The 26,809-nt window shown below is 47.7% G+C and carries 25 protein-coding genes; 19 read left to right on the top strand and 6 right to left on the bottom strand.

Going from position 1 to position 26,809, the window contains the following annotated elements; genetic code table 11:
• Position 1: 1 nt before the first annotated feature.
• Positions 2 to 535 (top strand): hypothetical protein, encoded by a 534-nt coding sequence (locus ABD880_RS15810; RefSeq protein WP_345168244.1) that lies wholly within the window; start codon positions 2 to 4, stop codon positions 533 to 535.
• Positions 536 to 716: 181 nt separating this feature from the next.
• Here the strand turns inward: ABD880_RS15810 and pruA are convergent, their stop codons facing one another.
• Both pruA and ABD880_RS15820 read right to left on the bottom strand, forming a co-directional pair.
• Entirely contained in the window at positions 717 to 2,369 is a 1,653-nt protein-coding gene (pruA, locus tag ABD880_RS15815) for an L-glutamate gamma-semialdehyde dehydrogenase (protein ID WP_345168245.1), read from the bottom strand.
• 121 nt (positions 2,370 to 2,490) lie between these two features.
• Positions 2,491 to 3,039 carry a hypothetical protein gene (locus ABD880_RS15820; protein WP_345168247.1) on the bottom strand — a complete coding sequence of 183 codons (549 nt, stop codon included), beginning with the start codon at positions 3,037 to 3,039 and terminating at the stop codon, positions 2,491 to 2,493.
• 172 nt (positions 3,040 to 3,211) lie between these two features.
• On the opposite strand from ABD880_RS15820, the gene ABD880_RS15825 reads away from it, so the two are divergent.
• On the top strand, positions 3,212 to 3,961 hold the full coding sequence (locus ABD880_RS15825) for a class I SAM-dependent methyltransferase (RefSeq protein WP_345168248.1): 750 nt from the start codon (positions 3,212 to 3,214) through the stop codon (positions 3,959 to 3,961).
• Between the two features lie 80 nt (positions 3,962 to 4,041).
• Here the strand turns inward: ABD880_RS15825 and ABD880_RS15830 are convergent, their stop codons facing one another.
• Both ABD880_RS15830 and ABD880_RS15835 read right to left on the bottom strand, forming a co-directional pair.
• Positions 4,042 to 4,872, bottom strand: coding sequence for a metallophosphoesterase family protein (locus tag ABD880_RS15830; protein WP_345168251.1), 831 nt, complete (start codon positions 4,870 to 4,872; stop codon positions 4,042 to 4,044).
• 82 nt (positions 4,873 to 4,954) lie between these two features.
• Complete coding sequence (locus tag ABD880_RS15835; protein WP_345168253.1) at positions 4,955 to 5,695, bottom strand: nucleotidyltransferase; 741 nt, start codon at positions 5,693 to 5,695, stop codon at positions 4,955 to 4,957.
• Between the two features lie 301 nt (positions 5,696 to 5,996).
• On the opposite strand from ABD880_RS15835, the gene ABD880_RS15840 reads away from it, so the two are divergent.
• The 14 genes from ABD880_RS15840 (at position 5,997) to ABD880_RS15905 (ending at position 20,252) form a co-directional block, all read left to right on the top strand.
• Positions 5,997 to 6,404 carry a hypothetical protein gene (locus ABD880_RS15840; protein ID WP_345168256.1) on the top strand — a complete coding sequence of 136 codons (408 nt, stop codon included), beginning with the start codon at positions 5,997 to 5,999 and terminating at the stop codon, positions 6,402 to 6,404.
• Between the two features lie 178 nt (positions 6,405 to 6,582).
• Positions 6,583 to 6,987 carry a hypothetical protein gene (locus tag ABD880_RS15845; protein ID WP_345168257.1) on the top strand — a complete coding sequence of 135 codons (405 nt, stop codon included), beginning with the start codon at positions 6,583 to 6,585 and terminating at the stop codon, positions 6,985 to 6,987.
• A 133-nt stretch (positions 6,988 to 7,120) separates the two neighbouring features.
• Positions 7,121 to 7,786 (top strand): porin family protein, encoded by a 666-nt coding sequence (locus ABD880_RS15850; protein WP_345168260.1) that lies wholly within the window; start codon positions 7,121 to 7,123, stop codon positions 7,784 to 7,786.
• A gap of 138 nt (positions 7,787 to 7,924) precedes the next feature.
• A complete protein-coding gene (locus tag ABD880_RS15855; RefSeq protein ID WP_345168262.1) occupies positions 7,925 to 9,850 on the top strand; it encodes a DNA polymerase III subunit gamma/tau in 1,926 nt (641 codons plus the stop codon).
• Positions 9,851 to 9,998: 148 nt separating this feature from the next.
• Positions 9,999 to 10,373 (top strand): hypothetical protein, encoded by a 375-nt coding sequence (locus tag ABD880_RS15860; protein WP_345168264.1) that lies wholly within the window; start codon positions 9,999 to 10,001, stop codon positions 10,371 to 10,373.
• Between the two features lie 168 nt (positions 10,374 to 10,541).
• Positions 10,542 to 11,045, top strand: coding sequence for a hypothetical protein (locus tag ABD880_RS15865; protein WP_345168266.1), 504 nt, complete (start codon positions 10,542 to 10,544; stop codon positions 11,043 to 11,045).
• 131 nt (positions 11,046 to 11,176) lie between these two features.
• Positions 11,177 to 14,143: a M16 family metallopeptidase gene (locus ABD880_RS15870; RefSeq protein WP_345168269.1), complete on the top strand. Its 2,967-nt coding sequence runs from the start codon at positions 11,177 to 11,179 to the stop codon at positions 14,141 to 14,143.
• 127 nt (positions 14,144 to 14,270) lie between these two features.
• On the top strand, positions 14,271 to 14,900 hold the full coding sequence (locus ABD880_RS15875; protein WP_345168271.1) for a hypothetical protein: 630 nt from the start codon (positions 14,271 to 14,273) through the stop codon (positions 14,898 to 14,900).
• A 301-nt stretch (positions 14,901 to 15,201) separates the two neighbouring features.
• Positions 15,202 to 15,762: a hypothetical protein gene (locus tag ABD880_RS15880; protein WP_345168274.1), complete on the top strand. Its 561-nt coding sequence runs from the start codon at positions 15,202 to 15,204 to the stop codon at positions 15,760 to 15,762.
• A gap of 189 nt (positions 15,763 to 15,951) precedes the next feature.
• Positions 15,952 to 16,446, top strand: coding sequence for an RNA polymerase sigma factor (locus ABD880_RS15885; RefSeq protein WP_345168276.1), 495 nt, complete (start codon positions 15,952 to 15,954; stop codon positions 16,444 to 16,446).
• Entirely contained in the window at positions 16,446 to 17,039 is a 594-nt protein-coding gene (locus ABD880_RS15890) for a hypothetical protein (RefSeq protein WP_345168279.1), read from the top strand. Before ABD880_RS15885 ends, ABD880_RS15890 begins: the two co-directional genes overlap by 1 nt.
• 105 nt (positions 17,040 to 17,144) lie before the next feature.
• The gene (locus ABD880_RS15895) at positions 17,145 to 17,552 is read left to right on the top strand and encodes a hypothetical protein (RefSeq protein WP_345168281.1); all 408 of its coding nucleotides are present in this window, start codon (positions 17,145 to 17,147) and stop codon (positions 17,550 to 17,552) included.
• A gap of 218 nt (positions 17,553 to 17,770) precedes the next feature.
• On the top strand, positions 17,771 to 18,781 hold the full coding sequence (locus ABD880_RS15900; protein ID WP_345168284.1) for an alpha/beta hydrolase: 1,011 nt from the start codon (positions 17,771 to 17,773) through the stop codon (positions 18,779 to 18,781).
• Positions 18,782 to 19,043: 262 nt separating this feature from the next.
• The gene (locus ABD880_RS15905; protein WP_345168287.1) at positions 19,044 to 20,252 is read left to right on the top strand and encodes an alpha/beta hydrolase-fold protein; all 1,209 of its coding nucleotides are present in this window, start codon (positions 19,044 to 19,046) and stop codon (positions 20,250 to 20,252) included.
• A gap of 191 nt (positions 20,253 to 20,443) precedes the next feature.
• Here the strand turns inward: ABD880_RS15905 and ABD880_RS15910 are convergent, their stop codons facing one another.
• Positions 20,444 to 21,337, bottom strand: coding sequence for a DUF4394 domain-containing protein (locus ABD880_RS15910; protein ID WP_345168290.1), 894 nt, complete (start codon positions 21,335 to 21,337; stop codon positions 20,444 to 20,446).
• A gap of 281 nt (positions 21,338 to 21,618) precedes the next feature.
• Between ABD880_RS15910 and ABD880_RS15915 the strand changes: the two genes are divergently transcribed.
• Together ABD880_RS15915 and ABD880_RS15920 are read left to right on the top strand one after the other, a co-directional pair.
• A complete protein-coding gene (locus ABD880_RS15915) occupies positions 21,619 to 22,263 on the top strand; it encodes a helix-turn-helix domain-containing protein (RefSeq protein WP_345168293.1) in 645 nt (214 codons plus the stop codon).
• A gap of 149 nt (positions 22,264 to 22,412) precedes the next feature.
• Complete coding sequence (locus tag ABD880_RS15920; RefSeq protein WP_345168295.1) at positions 22,413 to 23,384, top strand: hypothetical protein; 972 nt, start codon at positions 22,413 to 22,415, stop codon at positions 23,382 to 23,384.
• An 88-nt stretch (positions 23,385 to 23,472) separates the two neighbouring features.
• Here the strand turns inward: ABD880_RS15920 and ABD880_RS15925 are convergent, their stop codons facing one another.
• Positions 23,473 to 24,387, bottom strand: coding sequence for an NmrA family NAD(P)-binding protein (locus ABD880_RS15925; RefSeq protein ID WP_345168298.1), 915 nt, complete (start codon positions 24,385 to 24,387; stop codon positions 23,473 to 23,475).
• Positions 24,388 to 24,746: 359 nt separating this feature from the next.
• Between ABD880_RS15925 and ABD880_RS15930 the strand changes: the two genes are divergently transcribed.
• Positions 24,747 to 26,651 carry a DUF262 domain-containing protein gene (locus tag ABD880_RS15930; protein WP_345168301.1) on the top strand — a complete coding sequence of 635 codons (1,905 nt, stop codon included), beginning with the start codon at positions 24,747 to 24,749 and terminating at the stop codon, positions 26,649 to 26,651.
• Positions 26,652 to 26,809 lie beyond the last annotated feature (158 nt).

Raw genomic sequence — 26,809 nt, forward strand, 5'->3', positions numbered from 1 at the left:
CATGGTCACTGATAATAAGTTGGTTGCAGAGAATTCTGACCTGGCTATTACCTTCAGAGGCGTGGAGTTTGGCACTACCTTGAAAGAGGCAAGACAGACCCTTGGTAAACCAGATTTACATGCTCACCGTGACATGGAGGTAGAAGGACATGAGATCCTTTTTTACTCTTCTTCTATTGGCTCTGTACGCGTCACGCAGTGTCTTCATTTTAAGGATGACAGCTTCTTTTTGGGGCAGACCATCTTAAGAAGACCGTCCCAGGAACAATACAAGGCTTTCTTAGAGAAGGTGTTGGAGAAATATGACTTGATGCCTTCTAAAGGAGCCAGCGTATCTGACCTGGAAGCGCAGCTGCCGGTGTGTGATAACAACCGCAACCGCATTGAGTTTACACAGGCGTTTCACTTGACCATCAACTACATCTCTGGTGACCCACAGATAGCGGATGCGTTTGATGACGTGCGCACTCAGAAGCAACGCAAACGTTCATCTGCTAGAGCTTCTTTCAGGGAGCAGGTAGAGAACTTTATTTAGTCTACAGTACCAATCCAAACTACACAAACAACTGCCCTTTCTCTTTAGAGGAAGGGCTTTTTTATGGGCAATTACCAACCTTAGATATCAATGAATCCCGCCAGTTCTTTCCCTAAATGAAAACAGCCCAAGAACGGGGATCCGTTTTTGGGCTGTTTTCTAGAAATTAGGTTAAAAACGCTTAGATGGCGCCTTCTGCGGCGCTTCCGCGCTGTAAGAATGGATAGCGGTAGTCTACTGGTGGTACAAACGTTTCTTTAATAGTACGGGCGGTTGTCCAACGCAACAGATTCAACATAGAGCCGGCCTTGTCATTGGTACCAGACGCACGTGATCCACCAAACGGCTGCTGGCCTACCACGGCGCCGGTTGGCTTGTCATTGATGTAGAAGTTACCGGCCGCATGGCTCAGCTTCTTAGAGGCAATCTCAATGGCATAGCGGTCGTTAGAGAAGATGGCACCGGTCAAGGCGTACGGAGAGGTTTTGTCTACCAGCTCCAGGGTCTCCTCAAACTTGTTCTCGTCATACACATGTAAGGTCAACACCGGCCCGAAGAGCTCTTCGCACATAGTCACGTACTGCGGATCCTCTGCCACGATGATGGTAGGCTCAATGAAGTAGCCTTTGCTCTTGTCATAGTTGCCACCGGCAATGATCTCTACGCCTTTGTCTTTCTTGGCGGCGTCAATGTATTTGGCCAGCTTGTCAAAAGACTTCTCGTCAATTACGGCATTGATGAAATTCCCGAAGTCCTGCGGGTCACCCATCTCCAATGATTTCAGGTCTTCAATCACGTAGGCCTTCACGTCTTCCCAGATGTTGCTAGGAATGTACGCTCTTGAGGCGGCAGAGCATTTCTGACCCTGGTACTCAAAGGCACCACGGGTAATAGCTACGGCTACCTCTTTGGCATCCGCTGATTTGTGCGCCACAATGAAGTCCTTGCCACCGGTCTCACCCACAATGCGTGGGTAGTTGCGGTAGTTGCCCACGTTCTCGCCAATGGTCTTCCAGATGTGGTTGAACACGCCAGTACTACCAGTGAAGTGGATACCAGAGAAATCACGGTGCTTGAAGATAACGTCACCTGCCACCGGACCATCTACATACACCAGGTTGATCACGCCGTCTGGCACGCCAGCGGCTTTGAACAGGTCCATGATCACTTTAGCCGAGTAGATCTGCGTGTTGGCTGGCTTCCAAACCACTACGTTGCCCATCAAGGCAGGTGCGGCCGGAAGGTTAGCGGCAATAGAGGTGAAGTTGAACGGCGTCAAAGCGAACACAAAACCTTCCAGCGGGCGGTGCTCCAAACGGTTCCACATGCCAGGCAATGACTCGGGTTGCATCTTGTAGATGTCGGTCATGTACTTCACGTTGAACTTGAAGAAGTCAATCAGCTCACAAGCGGCGTCAATCTCGGCTTGGAATGCGTTCTTGGACTGGCCCAGCATGGTAGCGGCGTTCATGCGCGCTCTGAAAGGACCGGCCAATAATTCGGCGGCTTTTAAGAAGATGGCGGCACGGCTTTCCCAGGGCATGTTGGCCCATTGCTCACGGGCGGCCAAGGCGGCGTCAATGGCTTGTTGCACGTGGCTGGCGTCTCCCTGGTGGAAGTTGGCAATCACGCGCTTATGATCATGCGGAGGCGCAATGGTAGCAGTCTTGCCGCTGCGTACCTCTTCGCCGCCAATGTACATGGGGATGTCTAACTGCTGTTCGCGCAGTTCATTGTATGTGTTGAGAAGTTCTTCTCTTTCTTTGCTGCCCGGAGCGTAGCTCTTCACAGGCTCGTTCACCGGAATGGGAACATTGAAAAATCCGTTGGCCATATTGACTATAGTTTTAGATTCTGGTTAAGATGTAAAGGTAAGGCATAGAGAGGGAAAAGGCTAACACCTGTACGTTCAGGCTGTATACCATCTCTGTACATCTACGTTGCTTTGATTAATCTTACATATGCGTAAGACGCATAGAGTCAAAGAATTTTCTGATTCTCTCTTTACTTGGTTTGTGCAGATGCGAAATGGGTGTGTATTGCGCCTGATATACCCGTCCATCAACAAAAATTACCCGTTTGCTAAACGTGATTGGATACTTGCCAAGCGGAGGCGCTGCCGAAAAAGAGAATTCAAGCCCTCTATAATTGTCTAATGTGAAAGAAGATGAATCTACCAATGTGCCATTTGCCCCTTTAATCTGAGAGGTCATCAAACTGACATAATACTGGTAGGGATTGGTGATGGGTTTGAGGCTTGGCTGATTATTATAATGAATGGCAGTTGCTATAAAGCCTGCATCGGTTGATTTGATAAAGTACAAACTGTGGCTAGAGCCAGATCCTGTTTTTTCAGTAGGAGTCCCCGGAAATTCAATAGATAACCTCTGATCTAGGTGCTGTCTAATCCAATCTGAAGGGCGAATAGTGAACGCGAGAAGAGGCACGGTAACGCAAATAGCAAAAAGTAAAATGGTCGTTTTGGAGGGAAGAGTGCGTTTCATGGGATGGAATATAGGATAGGAATAAGGTTTCAAATTACTGAATCTTTTGGCAAGTCTCTAACTTCAGATTAGAACAAATAGGGTTTTTCTTTGATTCCTGAATAATGGGAAGCAAAATGGCATACTCCTCTTTTATAACATTTAAAGAAACGCAAATACTTACTTTGTTCCTATGACCGCTCCCAAAGACAATTTCTCCAGGCAAGCTTCGCTTTACAAGAAGTTCAGGCCCACGTATCCTCAATCACTTTATAACTTTCTGTTAAGTTTGGTGCCGACTCGGGAATGTGCCTGGGACTGCGGCACTGGCAACGGCCAAGTAGCGGTAGAGTTGGCCAAGCACTTTACCCACATCAAAGCCACCGACATAAGTGAAAAGCAATTACAACAAGCACCTGCGCTGGTCAACATAGAATACCGATTGCTGCCTGCAGAAAAGACCAATTTCGCTGACAATTCCTTTGACTTGATCACAGTAGGCCAAGCTGCGCATTGGTTTAATTTTGAACCGTTTTATGGGGAAGTAAAACGCGTGGGCAAAGCCAATGCTATCCTGGCCATTTGGGGCTACGGTCTGCTCTCCATTACACCCGCCATAGATGCCATCATCCGTCATTTTTACACGCAGGTTATTGGCCCGTACTGGGACGCTGAACGCAAGCACATTGACGCTGCCTATGCCACGTTGCCTTTTCCGTTGGAAGAGTTGCCATCCTTTACCGGAGCCATTGAACAGACCTGGACGGTGGCAGACTTGGAAGGCTATTTGAACACCTGGTCTAGCGTGCAGGCCTTCATTCAAAAGCACGGAGAAAATCCAGTGGATGCTTGTATGGTAGAAATAAGAAAGGTCTGGAAGGAAGAGGAGGAATTGCTGGTACGTTTCCCGGTTTTCAGTAGGATCGGCAGAATTTCGAAATAAGGATGGAGAGAAAATAAGAATCCTGTTTTTGGCCTGTTTTCCGGAAAACAGGCCAAAAACAGGATTCTCTTTAATGTGGGTTACACGTCAAACAGGAAGAACGGCATGGCAAAGCCGGCTTTCTGCAAAATGGGTTTGGCTACGTTGAATACCTTTACGCCATGCGAGGTAGCGCCTTCCAGCGTGCCTATGTGCGCGTGCCCATGAAAGCAGGCCAAGACGTTCTGTCGGTTCAAAGGCTCTGCCAACCGGGAACAGCCCAGGAACGGATGAATGGCTTCGGGTTCGCCCTCTACGGTGGCCCTGATAGGAGAGTAGTGTAGCAGGGCAATCTTCTTCACGTCTGGGTATTCTGTATCCAGTCTGGAGAGGCCGGCCTCCAGTTTGAGAGCCTCGTCCACGGCTTCCTGTACAAAGGCTTTGTTGGATGTTTCACCAAACATGGAGAGCATGTGGTGGTCAAAGCCGCCGCCAAAGCCTTTTACGCCGGTAAAGCCCACGTTACGTATCACCACGGCATCACCGTCCAGAAAGTGCACGTTGTCTTTTATGAGGCATTTTCTGATTTGGTCCTGCTCGTTCTTGTCATGGTCATGGTTGCCTAATACGCACACCACAGGAATGGTGCAGGCGCGCATCTCATCAGCCAGAATCTCGGCCTCGCGGGCGTAGCCATGGTCGGTTAAGTCGCCGCAGAGAAGCAGTACGTCTGCCTGGTCACTGGCCGCCCTAAAAAAGTCCACCCACTTGCCTTTGTCCGTTTCGCGCACATGGATGTCTCCCACGGCGGCAATGCGGGTGGGGCGTTGCGCTTCCTGCGGAGGAGCAGGAACCGGTTGCGGATAAGGGGCTAGCGGTTGCTGCGGTTGAGGCGTGTCTGGGGCCGGGGGCGTGTTAGGGTTTTGCTCCATTCTTTTAATTGTTGGTTGTTGATTGTCAGTTGTTTAAAGATGTAGTCTTAGGAACGAACAACTTGTAACGATCAACTAATAACTAAATAGTCATGATGGTCATGGCCTTAAAGCCCCACTCAGTGACGGCCGGCGCATATTGGGTTTGGTCAATGAGGAGACCACGGCACACGCGCTCTGTGGGCGGTGGCATGTCAAACTGCTCTTTGGCGCGTAGCAACAGTTCGTCAAACAAGTCTCTTGGAATGATGTCTCGTTCTGAGGGGTACACAAACTGGAAGGAGAGGAGTTGCATGAGCAGCAATTGCCAGTGTTGCTCCAGGGTTTGCAGGATGCGTTCCCAGTCCATCTTGTCACCGTGTCTTAAAATCAAGTGATTCAGGTCTGAGCCGTCATAGCGCTCGCGGTTCTGCACGTATATTTTGCATTTGAACAGATCCTCGGCAGAGATGTATTTGACCGGCACGCCAAACTCGGTGCCTTCGGGCGCTCTCCTGAACCAGCCATCGTTGACGGGCATGTTGCTGGCCGGGTTGTTGAAAATGAAGTCTACGTACTTGCCGTCTTTGTAGGCCTTGGCCAGCCAGCGGGCGTCTACCAGTTCGGTTTTGAAGCCTTCATCAGAGAAAATCTTGAGCAGGCGCGGGCAGTCGCCGGCTTTGCAGAAAACGTCCATGTCTTTCATGTCGCGTTGCATGCCGGTATACTGACGTAAGGCAAAGCCGCCGCCCATCAAGAAAGGCAGTCCGCTCTCATGCAGCATTTGCAGGGCCTGCGGGTAAAATTCTTTGGCCACTTCGGGGGCCATATCGTCAAGTTCCATAATCTTCTAAAGCTCTGAAATGTAAAAGGTTCTGCCTTTTGGAAAGGCGTCTTTGCCACTTGTAGGGCAGAATAGGGGCTTCTGGTGTCTCTACTCCTTTCTCTGGTGGTATTGCATGTACTAAATCCTGTAGAAAATGTTATCTCTCATTTTGTCTGAACTAAAGGCAAGAACTAATTCTAGTGAACTTTCTATATAGGACAACCAAATTATTATTAGAACCGTTAAAAATAAAATCATAATAATTATATGATTCAAGCCAATATTATATTACTATTGTTCTAATTAATGGTAGAGCGTCATGAAAAATTTCTTTAGCACCCTGTTGGTAATCACCCTGTTAGGCACTTCTAGTACTGTTAATTCCGTTTTTGCGCAGAGTAACCCAGAGGCTGACAAGACATCAGCGATGGTTTCAAAAAAAATGTTGCAGGTATTAAGGCTCAATGAGTTAGAGTACATCAAGGTGAAGGAACTGAACCTTGCCCGCATCTCTAAGATGACGGAAGCCTTGACCAAGTACAGCCACGACCAAGCCGGTCTTGAAACTAAGTTGACAGAAATTGAGAGAGAGTTTGAGGCCAACTTAACCGAGGTTCTTAAGAAGGAATCCTTCTTGCGTTACGCAGATTTCAAAATGACGCCAGAAGGTGACGTGCTTGCCTTGGTGAAAAACGCATCGGCTGGTAACACAACCCCTGCCAAGTAGAGAGCTATAATTGTTATAAAGAATCCCCACGGAGAGATGACCTGGTAGCAGGCCCCTCTCCGTGGGGATTTTTACGTTCAAGGCCTGCACAACTGTGGGCTTTAAATAACCTGGACTTGATTTGCTACCTTTGCCTGGCATTTGGCATTGCCGCCTAGGTGCCTTAGAAAGTAGTAGCATGTCCGGAAAAAAAGTAAAATACCTGTTAATAGCCTTGGGCGCCTTGTTAGTGATTTGGTTTATCAAAGACGCCTTCACCCAGCCCAGCATAGATGACCTCTCTGGCGAATTTAACGAGGTAGCCTTTTACCGAAACGAGAACAACACCGGCCCCATTCAGCGCATTTACGCCGTCACCGTTGAGGACACCCTCTGGGACCAGATGCAGCAGTATGGCGAGTTTATGCCGCACACCAAATACGGCACCACCAGAATCTACTTCTTCCTGCAAAACCAGCCTTTCCCAGAGACCATTGCCCCGGGCCAAGACAATTTTGACGCGCAATACCAAAAACACTGCCTGGCCAAGTATGAGAAGGACGCCATGGGGCAGGTGAGTTTTGTGAAGTGGCCTTTTAGGTAGGGGCAATCCCTCGTGGTTGCCCTAATATGGAGGAAAGTTAGGCCAATGCGTAGCCAGTTAATCCTTTTTATAGGATCTTCTCTATATTAAACTGCCATGACCTATCTTTAAGGGTTCAATATAAACGCATTTGATGAAAAATTTAATCCTAGCTCTCTATTTACTCTTCGCCTCCTCGGTTTCTAGTATGGCGCAACAAACGCCTGGTACCTTGCAACTAGGACTGGTAGCAGGACCCAGCCACGTGTTTTTTGATAGAGATGATGTTCCCTATGGTAATGTTACCATTAGCAGTGATATTAGGTGGTCGGCAGGTTTATCTTCTAAATATCAGCTAAACAAGTTCTTTCTTAAGGTGGACCTGCTCTATGAAAATAAAGGGTATGGAGCACATGCCATCCTTCCGTACAATGGTCGACAAACACAAGAAGAAATCAATCAAAAAAAACATTTCCATTATTTAACACTTCCGCTTTTACTCGGGGTGGACATTCTTCAGTCAGGCATCTTTCTCAATGCAGGTCCATATATAGGCAGGCTTCTATCTCAAATAACGTTTGAGAGCAGTTCTGAGGCAGAGAAACAAACTGCTCGTAGAAACGAGACTATGGGGTGGGAAAAGTTTGACTATGGAATTTCAGGAGGTATAGGGTATTATAAAGAAATCACCCCAATTTTGAATGTTAGTGCGGAGATTCGTCACAACAGAGGGCTATACGATATTTATAATTGGGGCAACTATAATCCCAATTCCACTAGCTTGCTTCTAGGCCTGCACTATACACTTGCCACCAAATAGCATTCTTCTCTCGTTTTTGGCCTGTTTTCTCTAAAATACGCCAAAAACGAATCTGCCCTTGCACAAAATCAAGAACCTGTGCGCCGCTCCGTTTTTCCGTTGCGCAAACAAATCAGAATAGATTAACTTTGTAGAGCGATGGAGAATTTTGTTGTATCGGCTAGAAAATACCGTCCTACCACCTTTGACAGTGTGGTGGGCCAGCACCATATTACCACTACCTTAAAGAACGCAATCAGCAGCAACCATTTGGCCCAGGCCTTCTTGTTCTGCGGGCCAAGGGGAGTGGGTAAGACCACGTGCGCGCGTATTCTGGCCAAGACCATCAACTGCGAGAACATTACGCCAGAGGTAGAGGCCTGCAACGTCTGTGACTCCTGCAAAAGCTTCAATACCAGCTCTTCCTTCAACATCCATGAGCTAGATGCCGCATCTAACAACTCGGTAGATGACATTAGAAGTCTGGTGGAGCAGGTGCGTTATGTGCCGCAGACGGGCAAGTACAAAATCTACATCATAGATGAGGTGCACATGCTCTCTAACCAGGCCTTCAACGCGTTTCTGAAGACCCTGGAAGAGCCGCCGTCCTACGCCATTTTCATTCTGGCTACTACGGAGCGTCATAAAATCATCCCTACTATTCTGTCCCGCTGTCAGATCTTTGACTTCAACCGCATTCGTATTGAAGACATGGTCCAGCATTTGGGCAACATTGCGGGCAAAGAGAACATTGAAGCCGAGGAAGACGCCCTGCACCTGATTTCGCAGAAGGCAGACGGCGCCCTGCGCGATGCGCTTTCCATCTTTGACCAGATGGTGACCTTCTCGGGTAATCATTTGACCTATAAGGCCACGGTACAGAACCTCCATATTCTGGACTATGACTATTACTTCAGGCTGACCGACTATTTGCTCACGCAGAACCTGAGCGGCACCTTGTTGCTGTATGATGAGATCCTGAAAAACGGTTTTGACTCCCATAACTTCATATTAGGCATTGGGGACCACTTCAGAAGTCTGTTGGTGTGCAAAGACCAAGTGACGGTGCAGTTGCTGGAGGTATCTGAGAACATCAAGTCCCGCTACGCCCAGCAAGCGCAGGAAGCCAGCTTGAGTTTCTTGCTATCTGGCTTGAATCTGGTGGGCACTTGCGACCAGAACTTTAAAGCGGCCAAGAACCAGCGCCTGCACGTAGAGCTATTGCTCATGAAACTGGCGCATTTGCCGCAAGCCTTGCAACTGGCCTCAGACGTCTCTCTTACCGGGGACGTCAAAAAAAAAACTAATGGAAGTTCCGGCGTAGCCGCACCCGCGGTTCCTGCAACTGCTGTTCCTGTTCCAACTCCTGCTCCAGTAGCGGCCGCTCCGGCGCCCGCAGTTTTAGGTAGTTTTGAAGAAAACAGCCCAAAAACGCACCATAACACGGCACCCTCAGACATGGACGCTGGCGAGGATCCTATCTTTGACACGTATCCAGAAGAGGCGCCTTCGCCGGTGCCTTCTATGATAGCGCCTGCCGCGCCGGTGGTCACGCCCGCTCCCTTGCGCGCACCCATCTCGTCTCCGTTGGCTGGTCGCAAACTGTCCAAATTGCCCAGCCTCAAGAATATAGAAGAAAAAGTAGCGGCTTCGGCGGGCCCCGCCATTGACGTGTTGGAAGAAGAAACCGAAGCCTACGTGCCCGGCTCCCTGCCTGCCATCAATGAGGAGAGACTACGCCGTTTGTGGCAGGTCTACGTGGACCGCGTCAAGCAAACGGACCGCACCCTGGAGTACACCATCATGAACCGCGACTGGACCTTTGACGTGGAACGCGCCGAGGTACGCCTGACCGTGGAGAATGATGTGCAGGTAGCCGAGTTCAACTCCTTTAAACCAGAACTGTTGTTGTACCTGCGCCAAGGCATAGGACACAACCGTCTGCAAGTGAACATTGAAGTAGCCCAACAGGAAAACACCGGCCGTAATCTCTACACCTCGCAAGACCGATTCAATTACTTGTCAGAACTCTATCCGGGGTTATTGGAGCTGAAAAACCGCCTCGGGCTGGATACTGATTTCTAAGAAGAGAGTAGCTTTTGTGTAGCAAGGGCTTCTACATCTTTCATAGATAAAACCAGTCGCTCTACTCTCTTCTTGTCATCCTGAAAGGATCTTGGGAGCAAGCTAGGTAAGCAGTTATTACACGCATGATTGCGCAGAAATATCGACGATGGATAAACGGCAAAGATTTCTAGAAGCATTTCTTGGAGCCTTGGGTGCAAGCCAATTGCTATGGAATTCTACTAACGATGAATTTGTGTCTGGCACCGTTATTTATGACATTGCAGACCCAGAAGAACGACAAGATTTTATCTTGCACAAGACAGAAAATGAAGTGCCAGATGAAGATGTCATTACTTTGCTAGCGTACTTGAAGGATAATGAGCTCTTAGACGGTGATAAACTTAAAGTTCCTGATACTGAAATAAGTCTACCCACAATGGATGACGCAAGAAAAGAGAGAGCGTTTGAGGCGCTTTTTACTGTTTTAGTCTCTATGGTGGATGAGGGTGAAGAAACAGATTGTTACTACATTCATGATTGATACCCTGTATTTTATTTCAGTCCCACCATTAAAAGATGAGGTAGGATAGAGCCTACCTAGCTTGTTCCCAAGATCCTTTCAGGATGACAAAAGAGAAAAAGGGAGTAGCTTTGTCCGTTGCTGTCACCTCAAGCTCACAGCGTTTCCTTTACTTTTTATCCTCCCTCCATGCCCCACATCTTTGACCGCAAAACAGATTCTTTCTTTGGCTCGCTCAGTTACGCTGGGTATGGGTTATTGGTGATAGGCGCATTGATGGTAAGCAGTCCCTGGTGGTGGACCGGGGAGGTGAACCAGACGCAGATGTTGGCTGTGGGGGTATTGCTTTTGATTCTTGGAGTTTTGTTCAAGTTTACGCACCATGGCTTCCAGCTGGATTTTGAGCAAGGCCGGGTGCGGGAATACTTGTTGATGTTTGGGATTAAATTTGGCCAATGGGCGCCCTTGCCGGTGTTTGAACGCGTGGTATTGACGACCAACATGATCCCGGCAGGCCATGACCATCCGGGCGAGGAACCAGCCTTGGTGAAATGGTACACGGTGGGTTTATATGCCACCGCAGATGAACCCGCCTATGAACTACGCACCAGCCATGAGCACGAGGCCCTGCAAACACTAGAACTATTATCCCATCGGCTGCAGGTTCCTTCTGAAAACAGGCTGATTTCCTGAAAACAGGCCAAAAACGAACTCCCTTGGTGATTGTCTATGGCTGGTAGTTGATTGCCCTCCATAACTGCCAAAGACAATAAATTTCCCGCTTTTCGTTTTATTTAAGTAGAATTTCATTCAATCCTATCCCTGTGAAGAAAAGACTCATAGCCTGTTCACTCTTGGGCGTAATGCTGTTTACCCAGTGTAAAACCAGCACGCCTTCGCCAACAGCGCAAACCAATACGCCCGAAGCGCAGACCGCTACGCCAAAAGCCAAGGAATACACCTACACCACCGTCCCAAACGACCCGCTCAAAGCCCGCATCTATACACTGGACAACGGCCTGACGGTCTATCTAACGGACTACAAAGACGCGCCCCGCATCCAGACCTACATAGCAGTGCGCGCTGGCAGTAAGAATGACCCGGCCAATGCCACGGGCCTGGCGCATTACCTGGAGCACATGGCGTTCAAGGGTTCCAGCAAACTGGGCACCACCAACTGGCAGAAGGAGCAAGAGGAGCTGGCCAAGATAGAGGCGCTGTATGAACTGTACCGCACCCAGAAAGACCCGGCCATCCGCAAGAAAACCTACCACCAGATTGACTCCATTTCGGGCGTGGCCGCCAAATATGCCGTTCCCAATGAGTATGACAAGCTGGTGGCGTCTATGGGCATGCAGAACTCCAACGCCAGTACCTGGGTAGAGCAGACTATTTACTACGGAGACATCCCGAGCAACCAACTAGAACGCTGGGCCATGCTGGAATCTGAGCGCCTGAGCGTGATGGTGCCGCGTTTGTTCCACACCGAACTGGAAGCAGTGTACGAGGAAAAAAACCGTTCCTTGGACTCAGATAACAACAAGGTGTTTGAAGCGGCCTTCGCGGCGCTGTACCCTACGCACCAGTATGGCACGCAAACCACCATTGGCACGGTAGAGCACTTGAAGAATCCGTCCATTACGGAGATTAAGAAGTACTTTGATACCTACTACGTGCCCAACAACATGGCCATTGCCATGAGCGGGGACCTGGACCCAGACCAGACCATCAGGATTATTGATGAGCATTTTGGAAAGTGGCGGAAGAAGGCAGACCCGATGTACAACGCTCCGCAGGAGAAACCACTGACGGCACCGGTAATCAAAGAGGTGATAGGGCCAGACGCCGAGAGCGTGTTTTTGGGCTTCCGGTTCCCGGGGGTGAAATCTAAAGACGCCTTGGTGTTGCGCATGATCAGTCAGATTTTGAGCAACGGCCAGGCGGGTTTGATTGACCTGAACATCAACCAGAAGCAGGCGGCCTTGGGCGCAGGCTCCTTCGCCGAGATTTACAATGACTACAGTGCGCACTTCTTGTCAGGCAATCCGCGCCAAGGACAGAGCCTGGACCAAGTGAAGGATCTGTTGCTACAGCAGATTGAGCTGGTCAAGAAGGGAGCTTTTGAGGACTGGTTGATTCCGGCCATCGTCAATAAGAACAAAATCAGTCAGATGGAAGCCTATGAAAGCAACGAGGCCCGCGCCACGGCCTTTGTGGACGCGTTCATTGCCCGCCAGGACTGGGCCGACTATGTGAAGCAGGACGCCGAGTTTGCCAAGATCACCAAGCAGGACGTGATGGAGGTGGCTAACCGCTACTACGGCAACAACTACGCCCTCATTTACAAGCGCACCGGCAAAGACCCCAATGCCCAGAAGGTAGAGAAACCTACCATCACCCCCGTGCCCGCCAACCGCGAGGCACAGAGTGATTACTACAAAACGGTGGCCAGCAAACCAGTGTCTGATCTTCAGCCTGAGTTTGTGGACTACAAGAAAGACATTCAGCAGGGACAACTGAAGGCCGGTATTCCGGTGTACTACACGCGCAACAAGGAGAACGGCCTGTTCAATCTGTACTATGTGCTGGACATGGGCACCAACAATGACCTTAAACTGGGCCTGGCCGTGAACTACCTGCAATACTTGGGCACCGACAAATACTCTGCCGAGGAACTGCAGAAGGAGTTCTTCAAGATTGGATGCTCGTTTAACGTGTCTTCGGGGCAGGACCAGATTTATGTGTCTTTGTCTGGCCTGGATGAAAACATGGAGCAGGGCTTGAACTTGTTTGAAAGCCTCTTGAAGAATCCTCAACCAGACCAGAAAGCTTTGAGTGATTTAGTGGCTGGCATCCTGAAAGACCGCAAAGACGCCAAGCTCAACAAGAACATCATCCACAGCGTGGCCATGGTCAACTACGCCAAGTACGGCCCTAAGAATCCGTTCACCAACCTCTTGTCTGAGCAGGAACTGAAGAAGGTGAAACCGCAGGAACTGGTGTCTTTGATCAAGAGTATTCCTAGCTACCAGCACCGCGTATTGTACTACGGGCCGAGAGAGTTGCAAGCCATCACGGCCACGCTCAACACGGGTCATATTGTGCCGGCTACCTTAAAACCCGTGCCCGCCGAGAAGCCTTTCAAAGAACTGGACATCACCAAACGCCAAGTCTATTGGACCGACTACAACATGGTGCAGGCCGAGTTGCTTTTCCTGACCAAGTCGCTCAACTATGATCCTAAGCTGGTACCTACCATTAGGCTGTACAACGAGTACTTTGACGGAGGCATGGGCGCTATTGTCTTCCAAGAGCTACGCGAGTCCAGAGCTTTGGCGTACAGCGCTAGCTCCCGGTTTGCCAACGCCAGCAAGAAAGACCGCGCCAACTACATTCTCTCTTACATAGGCACACAGTCAGATAAATTACCCGAAGCCATGGCCGGCATGCAGGAGCTCCTGAATGATTTACCCCTCGCCGAAGCCAACTTCGCCAACGCCAAAGCCTCGGTACGCAACAGCATCGCCACGGAGCGCATCAACAAGACGGCCATCCTGATGAACTATGAGCAGGCCCGCAAACTGGGGATTGACCATGACATTAGACGTGACATCTACGAAAGCCTGGACGCCCTGACCCTGGACCAGATCAAAGCCTTTCAACAGCAGTTCGTGAAGGGCCAGAACCAGACCATTCTGGTGATTGGCTCCAAAGACAAACTCAACTTCAAGGAACTGGCCAAGTACGGCACCGTGAAGCAGTTGACCTTGAAAGAGCTGTTCGGGTATTAGGATTGGTTAGACGTTAGTAGCTAGATAGTAGACGTTAGATTTTGGAGAAGGAGAGGCCGTTGGTTGCTCCTTTTCTGTTTTTGGGCTACTTTTAGAGAAATAAGCCAAAAACGAAACCCTTTAGTACATGAAGAAAATTTTATCCACCTTATTCTTTACCTTGTTATTTAGTGCTACTTTTTCGCAGAGTTTTGAAGGCAAGATCACGTACAATGTGACGTACAAAAGCAAGAATCCTGCAATAACGGATGCGCAGTTTGCCGCCATGATGGGCAATACCCAAGAGTATTTCATCAAAGGAGGTAGCTATAAGTCTATCATGAACGGTGAGTTGGTGCAATGGCAACTTTACCCAAGCCAGGATACGCTCATGTACAGCAAAATGTCAAACACGCCCTCTGTGTACTGGGTAGATGCCCGCACAGATGATGACCATATCCTGAAAACCGAAATCAACAAAGGCGCCGCCACCTTTCTGGGATACCTTTGTGATGAGTTGATTCTGACCTGCAAATCTGGCGTGCAGAAATACTACTTCAGCCAAAAGCTACCCTTGGATTACACCCTGTTTACGAAGCATAATTATGGCAACTGGTTAGCGTACCTAAAGCAGGCCAAAGCGGTGCCATTAAAGATGTCAGCAGACACAGAGATGATGACCATTGAATCTACGGCTACTGCGGTGAAGGCCATGAAACTGGAGTCGTCGTTTTTTCAGTTGGCCAAAGGTAGCAAGCTTGAGAAAATGCCTTACTAAGAACTCATAGAAGAACAGATATTGCAGAAGGAGAGGCCGTTGGTTTCTCCTTCTTCGTTTTTAGCCTGTTTTGGGGAAAACAGGCTAAAAACCATGTGGCTAAAAAACTTATGAAGTGCTCATCTAATATAAGTTTACATCAAGCCGAGATGCCTTAGAATAGCTCAAACACAATTAAACCGCTCCAATACATTAATGGTTTGTACAATGCTATGAATTATTAGCAGAAGACGAGTAATAAGTAAGCCTCCCCTGCGACTCATAGACAGTAACTAAATTTTAACACTTTTAAGAATTGACTATGAGCAAGGCATCTTTTTTTAGGGTAAGAATTTGGTTTACGGCGCTGGTAGCCCTAGTCATCTGGGCGCTGTTGAGTTATCAGCAGTACAATGGAGGCGTGCCCAGTCACCATATCCTGGCAGATGAAACCTTGCCGTCTTTCTCTAATTGGTGGGGAGCGCTTCTGTTGCCTGTCCTGACGTGGATTCTCTTATACCGCATAGAAAAAAGGGTATTCGCGCATTCTAATACAGTTCTATCAATGCAACACGTCCTCTATGGGTTTGTCGGGGCCTTGCTGTTTGGCGTGGTCCTTTCCGTCTTCTTTACGCTGGGCAATACGAATGTGCCGGGCTTTATGCTCCTGGGCGTATTTGCCTTAGCCTTATTTCTTCCGGTTTACCGTGCGCAGTGTCTACTGGGTTTTGTGCTGGGGATGACCTTCACCTTCGGGGCGGTTCTACCAACGGGCATTGGGCTTATTCTTTCCTTGATTACCGCCGTGATTTATCTGGTCATAAGGCCCGCTTTCTTATTTGTAGTCTCTAAGCTGATGAGAAAGCAGAGTACACAAGTTTAACGTTTCTTCCATTTCCTTCCGTTCACCGCTTAAAGCGCACTGCGCCCAGTGTAGCCTACATCCGTTTTTGTCCTGTTTTCACTAAAACAGGTCAAAAACGCCTATTTCTCCTGCCCTGAAAATAATTCTTCCCGTGCCTGTGATTTTCTTGTGCCTTGCTACACTAATGGGCTGAAGATTGATTTTTAGATGGACCTACACCAGCAGTTTACCCGCGTCATCCAAGAGAATAAAGGCTTGATCTTTAAGGTGTCGGCTATGTATACCAATTCTGCAGATGACCGGAACGACCTGCAACAGGAGATTGTGTACCAGCTCTGGAAATCCTATGAATCCTTTAAGCAGGAGTCTAAGCTGAGCACCTGGATGTACCGCGTGGCCTTGAACACCGCTATTGCTTATCTAAACCAAACCAAGCGAAGGGTCAGCACCATTCCCTTGGAACTGGACACTGATAGGTTTGTAGAAAGTTATGATAAGACCGAGGAGGAGCAGATTCAACAGCTGTACGCCCAGATACAGAGCCTCCACCTGCTGGATAGAGGCATCATCCTACTGTTCCTGGAAGGCAAGAAGTACGAGGAGATTGCCGTCATTGTGGGAATCACGCCTAGCAACGTGGGCACCAGGATTTCGCGCATCAAAGAAAAACTAAGAACGCAACTAGTTAAACAACCTGCATAATGGAACTGGAAGAAATGCAACAGGCCTGGGCAAACCTAAGCCAGCGAGTAGAAAAACAAGATATCTTAACCACTCATCTGGTAGAGCAGACAGCGCGCCAGAGGTATCACGCTAGGTTGAACAGCATCAAGTATTCTGAGTTGGCCGGCACTTTTGTCTGTTACGCCGCCGCCGGGTACGTGAGCGTGCACCTCACCAGAATTGAGGGCTTCTGGATGCAGGTCCTGGCCGTCTTAACCATTGTAGTGCTGTTGATATTACCCATTTTATCATTGGCCTCGGTGCGCGCGGTTAGGGGTGTGAACATTTCAGTGGCGACGTATGTAGAAACCATCCAGACGTTTGCCCGGCAGAAGATCAGGTTCCAGCGGCTACAGAAAATCAACGTGTTGTTAGGCCTGGTGTTGTTGTTTGTTTCTCTGCCCGTGCTAGCGTCCATTCAAGGCAAAGACCTTACTCAGATTCCGTATCTCTGGACGGTGCTGGTGCCGGTAGGAGCGGCGGTGTTTCTGGCCTTCGCTTATTGGGTGCTAAGGTCCTACAACAAGATCTTAACCGATATGGAAAGCCTGCTTACTGACATTGAGAAGTAAGATTGGGATGAAGGCGTATAAGGCAGGCGCATAAAGAGACTTCTTTTTTCAACAAACTTTAAAGAAAACTAGGAGGCTTGACTGCCCAATACATCTCTTTGCCAGATGAAATCAAATCTGCTGTTTAAGACTTCCTATCTCTTCCTTCTCTCTTTGCTGCTAGGGTGTGAGGAGGAGGAGGACAGGTATGAGAAGTTTTACGGTACCTGGTTCGCCATTGCCTGTGGCTCTAATGGTGGGCCTCCCAATTGCGGCTATCCGTATCCGATGCCCAGGGGAACTAGAACACTCATCTTAAATCCTGATAGAACCTATGTTTCAACAGGGAATGGGTATCATAAGGAAGGCACTTATGTAATTAAAAGGGATTTGTTTTCAATCAATACTAATCCTAAGCAACCAAAAGATATGATCAAGTTTGATGGCAACTCTTGGGAGGATTATGTTGAAATAGTGAATGGTAACTTACGTGTAAGGGAAGGTTGCTGTGCGGCTTATACCTATGAAAAGTAAGGGAATAGAAATTCCAATGTGAAGAAGGGACGACGGCTGGTTGTCCCTTCTTCGTTTTTGGGCTGTTTTGATGGAAACAGGCCAAAAACGAGAGGAGGTATAGCTTAAAGGCTATATAAATAAGCTAAGAGAACTGGGCGGTTCTTCTTTCTTGAGTCTTATTCTAAAGCGTTTTGTAATAATGCCGGATGGAATGCTACATATAAAAGAAAAACTCCATGAAGAGATTCTTTCTGCTCACCTGTCTAAGCCTGTTCTCTCTTTTTATTACGTCTGAGGTTTTGGCGCAGGCCTGCAATACGCGGGTGCTGGACCCCAACGTGGCTGGTTTTCTGAAAATGATAGGGTATCAGGATTTGACCTTGGACCAGTTGAGGGCCCTGCCCATGGAGCAGATTAAGTTTGCCGGCCCGCCCGCCATTCCTTATCCCCAGGAAGACGTCAGAAGAATGAAGATCACGGCAGACAGCATTTCGGTCTTGGTGTTCAATGCCTCTAAAACGCCCAACGCGCCTATTATTATCAACTACCATGGCGGTGGCTTCATTTCGCCTTTGTTGCCGGGCCTGGAGCATTCCTTGTGGCTGGAGTCTAAAACGTATGGAGCTGTGGTGGTGGCCGTAGATTACCGGGTGGCACCAGAACACAGATTCCCGGCGGCGGTCAATGATAGTTACAATGCCTTTAAATGGGTAGCCCAGCACGGCAAAAGCTTGGGCGGAGATACTGACCGAATTGTCCTGCTAGGCAACAGCGCCGGGGCCAACCTGGTGGCAGTCATCGCCCAGAAAGCCAAGAAGGAAGGCATCGCCAAAAAGATAAAACTTCAGGTGATGAATGGTCTGCCGGTGGACCTTCGGCCCCAGCACATGGAAACGTCCGTATCGTATCAGCAGAATGCCAAAGGCTACTTCCAGACCAAAGACGCCTGCTACTTCGCGGTAGAAACATATGCGCCCAACCAGTACAACAACCCAGAAGTTTCGCCTATTCTCACCAAAGATGTATCTGGCTTGCCGCCGGCGGTCATCATCAACGCCGAGTTTGACCCTCTGCGCGAGGACGGTATTTTATATGCTTCTAAGTTGAGAAAAGCCGGCGTGAAGGTTTGGGATAAGTGCTTCGCAGGGCAGATTCATTGTTTGATTGGCCTGCAGCCGGGCGCTCCTGCGTTATTAGAGTATGAGGCGCTGGTGAAGACCGCCATGCAAGAGAGCTTTAAAAAGTAGCCAAGTGTAATCACTGTCGGAGTAAAGGCTATCCGTTTTTGGCTTGTTTTCTGGGAAACAGGCCAAAAACGGATAGCCTTTCTTGTTTGCGTCTAAGTAGGCATGTGACCAATTACGCCATTTCCCTCTCCTTTGAACGCCTCCTTATTATATTATCAGAATTATATATAGTCTTTCTTTAAGCTTGTGCTAAGTAATCCGTTTACCTTAGAGGCATTATTGCTATAAAAGCCCACAACCCATTCTTTCCCCTTCATCTCTCATGAGAGTATTTCTTGCCCTTCTATTACTGCTTCCAACCTTTTGCTTTGCACAAACTGCTAAACAGCCTGATGCTCCCATCACTATAGGCACCAAGCAGATTCTTCATTCGGCTATCTTAAAAGAAGACAGAACCCTGTGGGTGTATGTGCCTAAATCTGGGGACGGCGCGAAAACGCGTTACCCAGTCATGTACCTGTTAGACGGCGAGGCTTTTTTTATGTCCATGGCCGGCACGGTGGACTACGTGAGCGGACAAGGCAAGATGCCCGAAATGATCATTGTCGGCATTGAAAGCCCAGACCGGGTACGCGACCTGACGCCCACCCATTATCCGTTTTGGGCCAGTGGCGAGCCGGCCAATGATTTAAAGACATCGGGCGGAGGGGCCAATTTTATGGCCTTCCTGGAAAAGGAAGTGATGCCCTACATTGAAAAGCGCTACCAAACCCAGCCGTACCGCATGCTGGTGGGGCACTCCCTGGGTGGCTTGACCGTTTTGCAGGCCCTGGTACACCAGCCAACCCTGTTTACGTCGTATGTAGCCATTGACCCTAGTATTTGGTGGGACAAGGAACTCATCATGAAGCAGGCCGAGAAAGCCCTCACCCAAAAAGACTACGCCAGTGAAAGCCTCTTCTATGCGGTGGCCAACACCATGGAGAAGGGGATGGATACCGTGCGCGTGGTGCAAGACAAAACGCAAGGCAACCATAATGTGAGAAATCACCTGCTGTTCAGAGAGACGCTCAGAAAGAGCAAGAACCTGGCCTGGGCCTGGAAGTACTACCCAGAAGACAACCATGGTTCGGTGCCGTTCCCGGCGCAGTACGACGCCCTGCGGTATCTTTTCAAAACCTATGCGCTAGACAAGGACTTAAAAGATGCTACCATCACCGTAGACTATATCAAAAACCACTACCGTGCCGTGTCTGCTCTGTTACAATACCAAGTGTTGCCTGACATGGGCACGGTGAATACGCTGGGCTATATTTCTTTAAGCGAAAAACGGTATGACAAGGCCTATCAGTTCTTTAAATTAAACCTTGAAAACTACCCCGCCGTGGGCAACCTCTATGATTCTATGGGCGACTATTACGTGGCGGTAGGAGATAAGAAGAAAGCCATGGAAGCTTTTAAAAAGGCGTTGTCCCTAGAGGAAGTAGCAGACACCAGACGCAAGCTGAAAAGCCTGGAGGCGGGGAAATAGTAGAATCTTCCTTGTACAAGCAAAGTTGGCCAAGGTATCATGGCAGTTGCCACTAAAGGATACTCATCTCAGTAAAAGAAAGTCTATTGCTGATGCTCACTCAACAAAGAAGCCGTTTCAACTAGATTGAAACGGCTTCTTTGTTTAAGATGGGGTGGGTTGTAGAAACTACCCAAGAGAGAACGAATGGCTTAGTTGCCAGTTGGCATGATGGCAATACCAATTACGGCGCGGTCTGTTTTGCCCAGGTTCTTCGCCTTTCCAGTCTGCAGGTCAATAGAATAGAACCGGTATTTGTTGCCGTTTGAGTCCTCTTGTTGGTCTGCGTCTCCGCCGCCACGGCCAAACAAAACGGCAAGGGCCATGGAGTTGTCTGGGGAAATGTCAAATCCGCCTTCGCCGGAGGCCTGCACGTTCAAGCTACCCACTTCTACCAACCCACCGCTGTTAGGAGGAGATTGAATGTAAAGCTTGTCTGTATTTACGTCAATGTCATACAGGGTGGTAGACGTAGCGCCGGCCATGCTGTTGGTATAGGCCGCGGCTACTACCGCCGGGTTTCCTGGGTTCAAATCACCGTCAATGGCAGCCACCGCTCCTGTGATGGGGTTCAAACGAAGATTCTGGCCTGTGTTGGTCACTAACCTAATGCGGTCTACCGTCGGGTTAAAGTCAAAGCCCACCTCTGTGCCCTCAATGGCAGGGGAGAAGGGCTGAGAACCTATAGCCATGGCAGCACCCGTCATCTGATCAATCACATACAATCTACTTTGGTTACTAACGGCATACAGTTGGCCCGTGGCTGGCCGGAAATCAATGCCCAAGAGGCTCTCGCCGCTTTGTAAGCCGGTGATGATAACCGCGCTCATCTCCTGTATGGTTTGGTTGGAGCTGTACTTCACCAACTGATTCATATTGGTAAGCGCATAAAACAGGGTGGGGCTGTCCATCTTTTTAGCTTGGTTAATAGCCGTCGCGTTTTGTGGAGCCAGGGTCTCAAGCTCATCTGTAGAGCAAGAAGAAAATAACAGGGAAATGGAGAGAAGTCCCGAAAGCCCGAAGGCAAGATGTTTGTTTGTTTTCATAGCAAGATGAGTTTAAGTGGTTCATATGTAGGAACTTACGAACTGGCTTGACGCCCAGATTGCAGGCTTCTAAATAAACTTGCCAGGCTCAGAACACACAGTGGCGGAAGTAAGATTGAGCCCTCCTATATTTTCTATAAAGCGTTTTTAGGCTGTTTTCTGGGAAAGAGGCCAAAAACGCTTAATGATATCAGGAGAATTTACAGGCTTGGCAAAAACCACTACCCACTATTGCTTACTTTTAAGGGAAGAATCCAATACCCATCTTCTGCTTGAACCCCATGAACCTAGCTGATAAAGTCACCACCTATAGAAAGAGCCAAGGCTTGTCACAGGAAGACTTAGCAGACCTTTCGCAAATCAGCCTCAGGACCATACAACGGATAGAGGGAGGCAAGAGCATCCCGCGGGGCTATACCTTGAAATCTCTGGCGCAGGCCTTGGGGAAACCGGTGGAGGAATTTGCCGGACAGGAGGAAGCCGAAGCGCCGTCTTTACCGGTGGCGGTGGAGCAGGAGGTGGCCCAGCCCGAAGTTCAGCCAATGGCTACCTCGCCAGGGGCGCTGACGATGTGGTTGCAACAGTTGAACATCGCGTCCTTCGCGTTTCTGGTGTTGCCGTACCTGGGTTTTTTGGTGCCCTTGTGGCTCTGGCGGAAACAACCGGAAGGGTCAGAGGCCAGGGTCTTGGGCGCGCGGGTGGTTAACTTTCAGGTGCTGTGGTGTGTGGGCATGCACCTGGGTTTGTTGCTGGCTTTGGGCGTGCAGTTGGCACTGGCGTATTACTTCCAGGTGAAGCTAGGGTTTCTGGTCCTCGGGACGTTTTTCTTTTTCTATGCGCTCAACATTGTGGCCATTTTATACGGCGCGGCCAAGCTGAGAACCAGTCAAAATCTCTATTCCGTAGGGTTCTATTTGTTCGGGTAAAAGACTCTAGATACAAGCTTTTTCACGAGTGGCGTAAGAATGTCATAGGCAAAAAGGGCCTTAGCGCGTGTTTGGCGGGCATATGACGTAAGAATGGCGTGTTCAAGCGCCGGTATCTGCCCTAACATTGCAAGAAAAAAACACTTGCTATGAAACTGCTGAAAAGACTCTCCCTCGTTTTTGTTGTCCTGTTTATCCTGAGCTCGGTAGGAGGTTGCTTCTACTTCAAGAAGAAGTTTGCCCCGCCAGCCAACCAACTGCACATGGCCAACCAGGCCCATTACATTCCGTTTGTATGGCGCGGTGATGCCAATGATACCCACGCATTTCTCTTGGTGCCCGTGACCCTGCCGGGTTCTTCTAAGAAGTTCTACATGCAGTTAGACACCGGCGCGCCGTACTCGCTGTTTTATCAAAGCAAAGTAGAGGCGCTTCAGAAAAAGTACGGCACCTACGGCCTGCACCAAAAAGAGAACGGTACATTTTTGCAAGACCTGAAATTTAACGTGGGCAACTTGGCGGTGACAGCATCAGAAGTCAAAGTATTGGCCAACGGTACCACTGGTATTAACTGGGAAGACACTACTCAGGTAGAAGTGATTGGCACGCTGGGCTCAGACTTTATTGAGAACAAGGTGGTGGCCATTGACTACAGCAAAGGCGTCATCTTCTGGGGCGACCAACTGCCCAAAGAGATTCCGGCGTCTACACCCATGATGGACTTTGAATTTGAGAACAGACGCGTCATGCTCCCGTCTACCATCAACGGCAAAGAAACCAAGCTGATGTTTGACACCGGCGCCAGCGCCTATGAGTTGCTCACCAACCAATCTACCTGGAAAGAACTGGCCGACCAAGGAAGCCGTACCGACACCACCAAGGTGAATTCATGGGGCACTACCCTCACGGCGTTTACCGTCAACACCAGCAAAACGGCCACGTTCGGCCAAACGCAGATTCCTATCAAGCAAGCCACCTACATGGAAGGCATGAGTTTCATCAATACCACCTTGATGCGGTTCTCGGGGATGGGCGGAATGACGGGCAACAAGCTCTTTTTGGGGACTACGCTGGTATTGGATACCAAGCACCAGAAGTTTGCCATTGTGGCCAACCGCTAATTTGGCTGGCTTGGGAGATAGTCTTGCCCGGCAGAAAAACAGCACCCGTTTTTGGCTTGTTTTACAGAAAACAGGCTAAAAACGGGTTTTACTTTTTAGTGGCCAGCACTTCTTGCACGCTGGTCCAGCGCATGCCGGGGTAGCGGTCATTGTCCAGAGATGGCAGTTTGGTTTCTCCGCTGAGCATGTCGCGCAGGTATTGCATGCCTTGCCACGGCGGAAACACTTCCTGGTTATTGCGCATAAGCGTCTTGGTCACTTTAATCATGGCGTTCAAGACGCCCAGCCCGCCAGCTCTCAAGAGTTTATAGGGATGACCCGTAGCTTGGCTGGCGACGTGTTGCAGGCTTCTAGGCGATTGCACGTCACCGGCTATGCGCAGGTAGCGGGGCGTGTTGGGGTCCAGGGCCACCAGGGCGGTATATTCTGCGGTGTTGGCGATGGTGGTGAAATCCAGGGGCTGGTCTGCGTTGCCCCAGAACAGGATGCGCTTTAATGGGAACAGCACCACCGGCGCCTGGCCCGTGAGCAGGTCTGTGAACATGCCGTTCAAGACCGAGGTCCCGGCAATGGGCGCATTGTCCAGCACCTCACTAAATTCTTTCCGGAAGTCTAGGTTGCGGTTCTTGCCGTAGGCCAGCCGGGTGAAATCTATGGAGAAGTCTGAGGGAATAAACCGGGGCACGCCGGCCTGTACAGACGCGTTCAAAAGTTGGGTCTGGGTGTCTACCATCACGTCCCGCAAACCCGACAAAGCACTTACCACACACGCCCCACCCTGGCAGGCTTGGGCCAAGGCCGGTGCATTCTGGAAGTCCACCTCCACCACCTCGGCGCCCAGGGCTTTCAAGGCAGAACGTTTGCCCGCCTCGGTTCCCACCCGCACCAAAGCCCGCACGTGCGCGCCTCTTTTGCGCAACTCTTCGGCAATGAGGCCTCCTAAGTGGCCGGTGGCTCCTGCGAGGATGATGGTTGGGGTGTTGGGTGAGGTGGGATTGGTCATAGAAAAAAGTTATATTTTTATCTTAACCAGATAGCGGACTAAAATGTTAGCTGTAATAATTTCTGTAGGGAAAAGGTTGTTATCTTTTAATTATGCTGAATACTCTCCTTTTGTAAATGTCTACAGAAAGCAAACTGAATATATAAGGTTTATACAATCTTGATAAGGATAATTAAATCAAAAAAAGTATATATATAATCAATAATATATTTTATCTTCGAATATTAGGAGTGTTTTATGGGTACTAGATTATTCAAATATAAAAATACAATCAATACATGGCTTGGTATAAGCCTTATATTGATTGTATGAAAGCTCAGGAGTATAAATACAGATATTTTAAATAATTAATAAATAATATGAACTTAGGCAAGCCATTATTAGAAGAACTTTTTAATAAGCAAATCAGATTTAGAATTCCAGTCTTTCAAAGACATTATGTTTGGAATGAGCAGGAACAGTTAATGCCTTTGTGGGAAGATTTTGTTAATAAATACAATGAAAGGCTTGCCAAAAAGAAAATCCATCCTCATTACACAGGCTCAATTGTTCTATTTCATGAAAATACGACAACAAGTACGCTTTCGTCATACAGTGTTATAGATGGTCAACAAAGGCTTACTACATTTCAGATTTTTATCGCCTCATTTAGAGAAATATGTAGAAAGTATTTAGGAGACGAAAATCTAATTAAGGAATTAGATAAATTTCTTTTTAATGAAAAGTCGTATGGAGACCAGGACTATGAATTGCAGAAATTCAAGTTGGAGCCAACAAAATTCAATAAAGAAATATTCAATACTATTATCTCGAATACATACGAAAAAATAAATGAGTTACTTGTGTTGCCTGTTTTGTCAGAATATGGTATAGGGCATAAAACATATAGACAGGTTGCTAAGGGCAGAAATAAGCTTTTGGGAGCATACCTGTTTTTCTATGACCAGTTAGATAATTTAGTTTCTGGATACGATGGCCATTTGCCTGACTTAATAACACAATTTCTATTAGTATTAAAAAGGGATTTTCAATTTGTTGAAATAGGGTTAACTCAAAATGATGACCCTCAAATGATTTTTGAAACAATGAATGGTCGCGGGGCTTCATTGACAGAAACTGACCTCATAAGAAATTACATATTTATGAGAGCAAATAGTAACCAAGAAAATTTAGATAAAATATATGAAAAGTATTGGGATGAATTTGACGATTCTGAATCAAAATTTAAATGGCATGAAAAGGTAAGTAGAGGCAGATATTTTGAGAGGAATTTGCAGTTTTTCATTATTGACTATCTAACACTTAAACTTCAAGCAGAAATAAGATATGACCAAGTGTTTTATTTCTACAAACTTTTTATAATAAACCAAACTAATTTTCAAAATGTAGAAGAAGAATTAGCGGAACTAAATGCATATAGTAAAATATTTAAAAGAATTGTAAAGCCAGAGGGGAATACATTTTTTGACCGACTGGCATCACGTCTTTTAGATATGAATATATCCACCGTCTATCCACTTATCTTGTACATTGAGGGTGATTCAGATATTACTATTGAAAATAAAAATAAAATTTACTCGTATTTAGACTCTTACATTACAAGGAGATTCTTATGTGGTTATACTACAAAAAATTATAATAATGTCTTTTTAGAATATTTAAAGTTTTTGACTAAGAATAAAGATGCAGATTCTTTCAAAGAATTATTGAACTCAAAAACGTCTGAAACTAATCTGTGGCCAACAGATAATATACTTTTAGAGAAACTACTTGAACGGCCTTTGTATAGGGAAGAAAAGAACAAGTCAAGGAGTATTTCAAATATTTTATTGGAAGTTGAACACTCTATCCGTGGTAACAAACAGGAACAAGTTAAATTCTTAAATACTGGACTGACCATAGAGCATCTACTGCCTCAAAATTGGTTTAAATATTGGCCACTAGGTGGCGAGGCTATATCAGAAGATGATTTTAATATCTCAGTTCATGCTGTAATGACTGAGGATGATAAAAATGGCAAGTACCATAAAATTGAGAATAGAAATAAAATGCTTCATACAATAGGCAATCTAACTATTCTAACAAGTTCTTTGAACCCAAGTGTAAGTAATTCTTCATTTGATATTAAGAAGCAAGAAATTGGTCGTCAATCAACAGCAGTACTTAATACCTATTTCCAAAGTAAATCTACTTGGGACGAAGAACAAATTATCAGTAGAAGTGAATATCTTTATGAGCAAATTAAGAAAATATGGTCTGCCTAGAGGGAGCAGTATATATAGTTTTTTGTGCTAAATGGACTGTTGAGAATTGAAAGTAGATATGACTTCTTTTAAAGTTTTAAAGCTAAGTGCTATTAAAAGACCACAATCTGATTGTGTTCTTTCTCTGGTAATATTGCAAAGGAAAGGGTGCTTGAGAT

It is taken from the genome of Nibribacter koreensis, assembly GCF_039541795.1.
Lineage (GTDB): Bacteria > Bacteroidota > Bacteroidia > Cytophagales > Hymenobacteraceae > Nibribacter > Nibribacter koreensis.

Excerpts from the sequence above, each read along its gene's own strand:
- ABD880_RS15810 (WP_345168244.1), top strand. The coding sequence starts at position 2 with ATGGTCACTGATAATAAGTTGGTTGCAGAGAATTCTGACCTGGCTATT.
- pruA (WP_345168245.1), bottom strand. The coding sequence starts at position 2,369 with ATGGCCAACGGATTTTTCAATGTTCCCATTCCGGTGAACGAGCCTGTG.
- ABD880_RS15820 (WP_345168247.1), bottom strand. The coding sequence starts at position 3,039 with ATGAAACGCACTCTTCCCTCCAAAACGACCATTTTACTTTTTGCTATT.
- ABD880_RS15825 (WP_345168248.1), top strand. The coding sequence starts at position 3,212 with ATGACCGCTCCCAAAGACAATTTCTCCAGGCAAGCTTCGCTTTACAAG.
- ABD880_RS15830 (WP_345168251.1), bottom strand. The coding sequence starts at position 4,872 with ATGGAGCAAAACCCTAACACGCCCCCGGCCCCAGACACGCCTCAACCG.
- ABD880_RS15835 (WP_345168253.1), bottom strand. The coding sequence starts at position 5,695 with ATGGAACTTGACGATATGGCCCCCGAAGTGGCCAAAGAATTTTACCCG.
- ABD880_RS15840 (WP_345168256.1), top strand. The coding sequence starts at position 5,997 with ATGAAAAATTTCTTTAGCACCCTGTTGGTAATCACCCTGTTAGGCACT.
- ABD880_RS15845 (WP_345168257.1), top strand. The coding sequence starts at position 6,583 with ATGTCCGGAAAAAAAGTAAAATACCTGTTAATAGCCTTGGGCGCCTTG.
- ABD880_RS15850 (WP_345168260.1), top strand. The coding sequence starts at position 7,121 with ATGAAAAATTTAATCCTAGCTCTCTATTTACTCTTCGCCTCCTCGGTT.
- ABD880_RS15855 (WP_345168262.1), top strand. The coding sequence starts at position 7,925 with ATGGAGAATTTTGTTGTATCGGCTAGAAAATACCGTCCTACCACCTTT.
- ABD880_RS15860 (WP_345168264.1), top strand. The coding sequence starts at position 9,999 with ATGGATAAACGGCAAAGATTTCTAGAAGCATTTCTTGGAGCCTTGGGT.
- ABD880_RS15865 (WP_345168266.1), top strand. The coding sequence starts at position 10,542 with ATGCCCCACATCTTTGACCGCAAAACAGATTCTTTCTTTGGCTCGCTC.
- ABD880_RS15875 (WP_345168271.1), top strand. The coding sequence starts at position 14,271 with ATGAAGAAAATTTTATCCACCTTATTCTTTACCTTGTTATTTAGTGCT.
- ABD880_RS15880 (WP_345168274.1), top strand. The coding sequence starts at position 15,202 with ATGAGCAAGGCATCTTTTTTTAGGGTAAGAATTTGGTTTACGGCGCTG.
- ABD880_RS15885 (WP_345168276.1), top strand. The coding sequence starts at position 15,952 with ATGGACCTACACCAGCAGTTTACCCGCGTCATCCAAGAGAATAAAGGC.
- ABD880_RS15890 (WP_345168279.1), top strand. The coding sequence starts at position 16,446 with ATGGAACTGGAAGAAATGCAACAGGCCTGGGCAAACCTAAGCCAGCGA.
- ABD880_RS15895 (WP_345168281.1), top strand. The coding sequence starts at position 17,145 with ATGAAATCAAATCTGCTGTTTAAGACTTCCTATCTCTTCCTTCTCTCT.
- ABD880_RS15900 (WP_345168284.1), top strand. The coding sequence starts at position 17,771 with ATGAAGAGATTCTTTCTGCTCACCTGTCTAAGCCTGTTCTCTCTTTTT.
- ABD880_RS15905 (WP_345168287.1), top strand. The coding sequence starts at position 19,044 with ATGAGAGTATTTCTTGCCCTTCTATTACTGCTTCCAACCTTTTGCTTT.
- ABD880_RS15910 (WP_345168290.1), bottom strand. The coding sequence starts at position 21,337 with ATGAAAACAAACAAACATCTTGCCTTCGGGCTTTCGGGACTTCTCTCC.
- ABD880_RS15915 (WP_345168293.1), top strand. The coding sequence starts at position 21,619 with ATGAACCTAGCTGATAAAGTCACCACCTATAGAAAGAGCCAAGGCTTG.
- ABD880_RS15920 (WP_345168295.1), top strand. The coding sequence starts at position 22,413 with ATGAAACTGCTGAAAAGACTCTCCCTCGTTTTTGTTGTCCTGTTTATC.
- ABD880_RS15925 (WP_345168298.1), bottom strand. The coding sequence starts at position 24,387 with ATGACCAATCCCACCTCACCCAACACCCCAACCATCATCCTCGCAGGA.
- ABD880_RS15930 (WP_345168301.1), top strand. The coding sequence starts at position 24,747 with ATGAACTTAGGCAAGCCATTATTAGAAGAACTTTTTAATAAGCAAATC.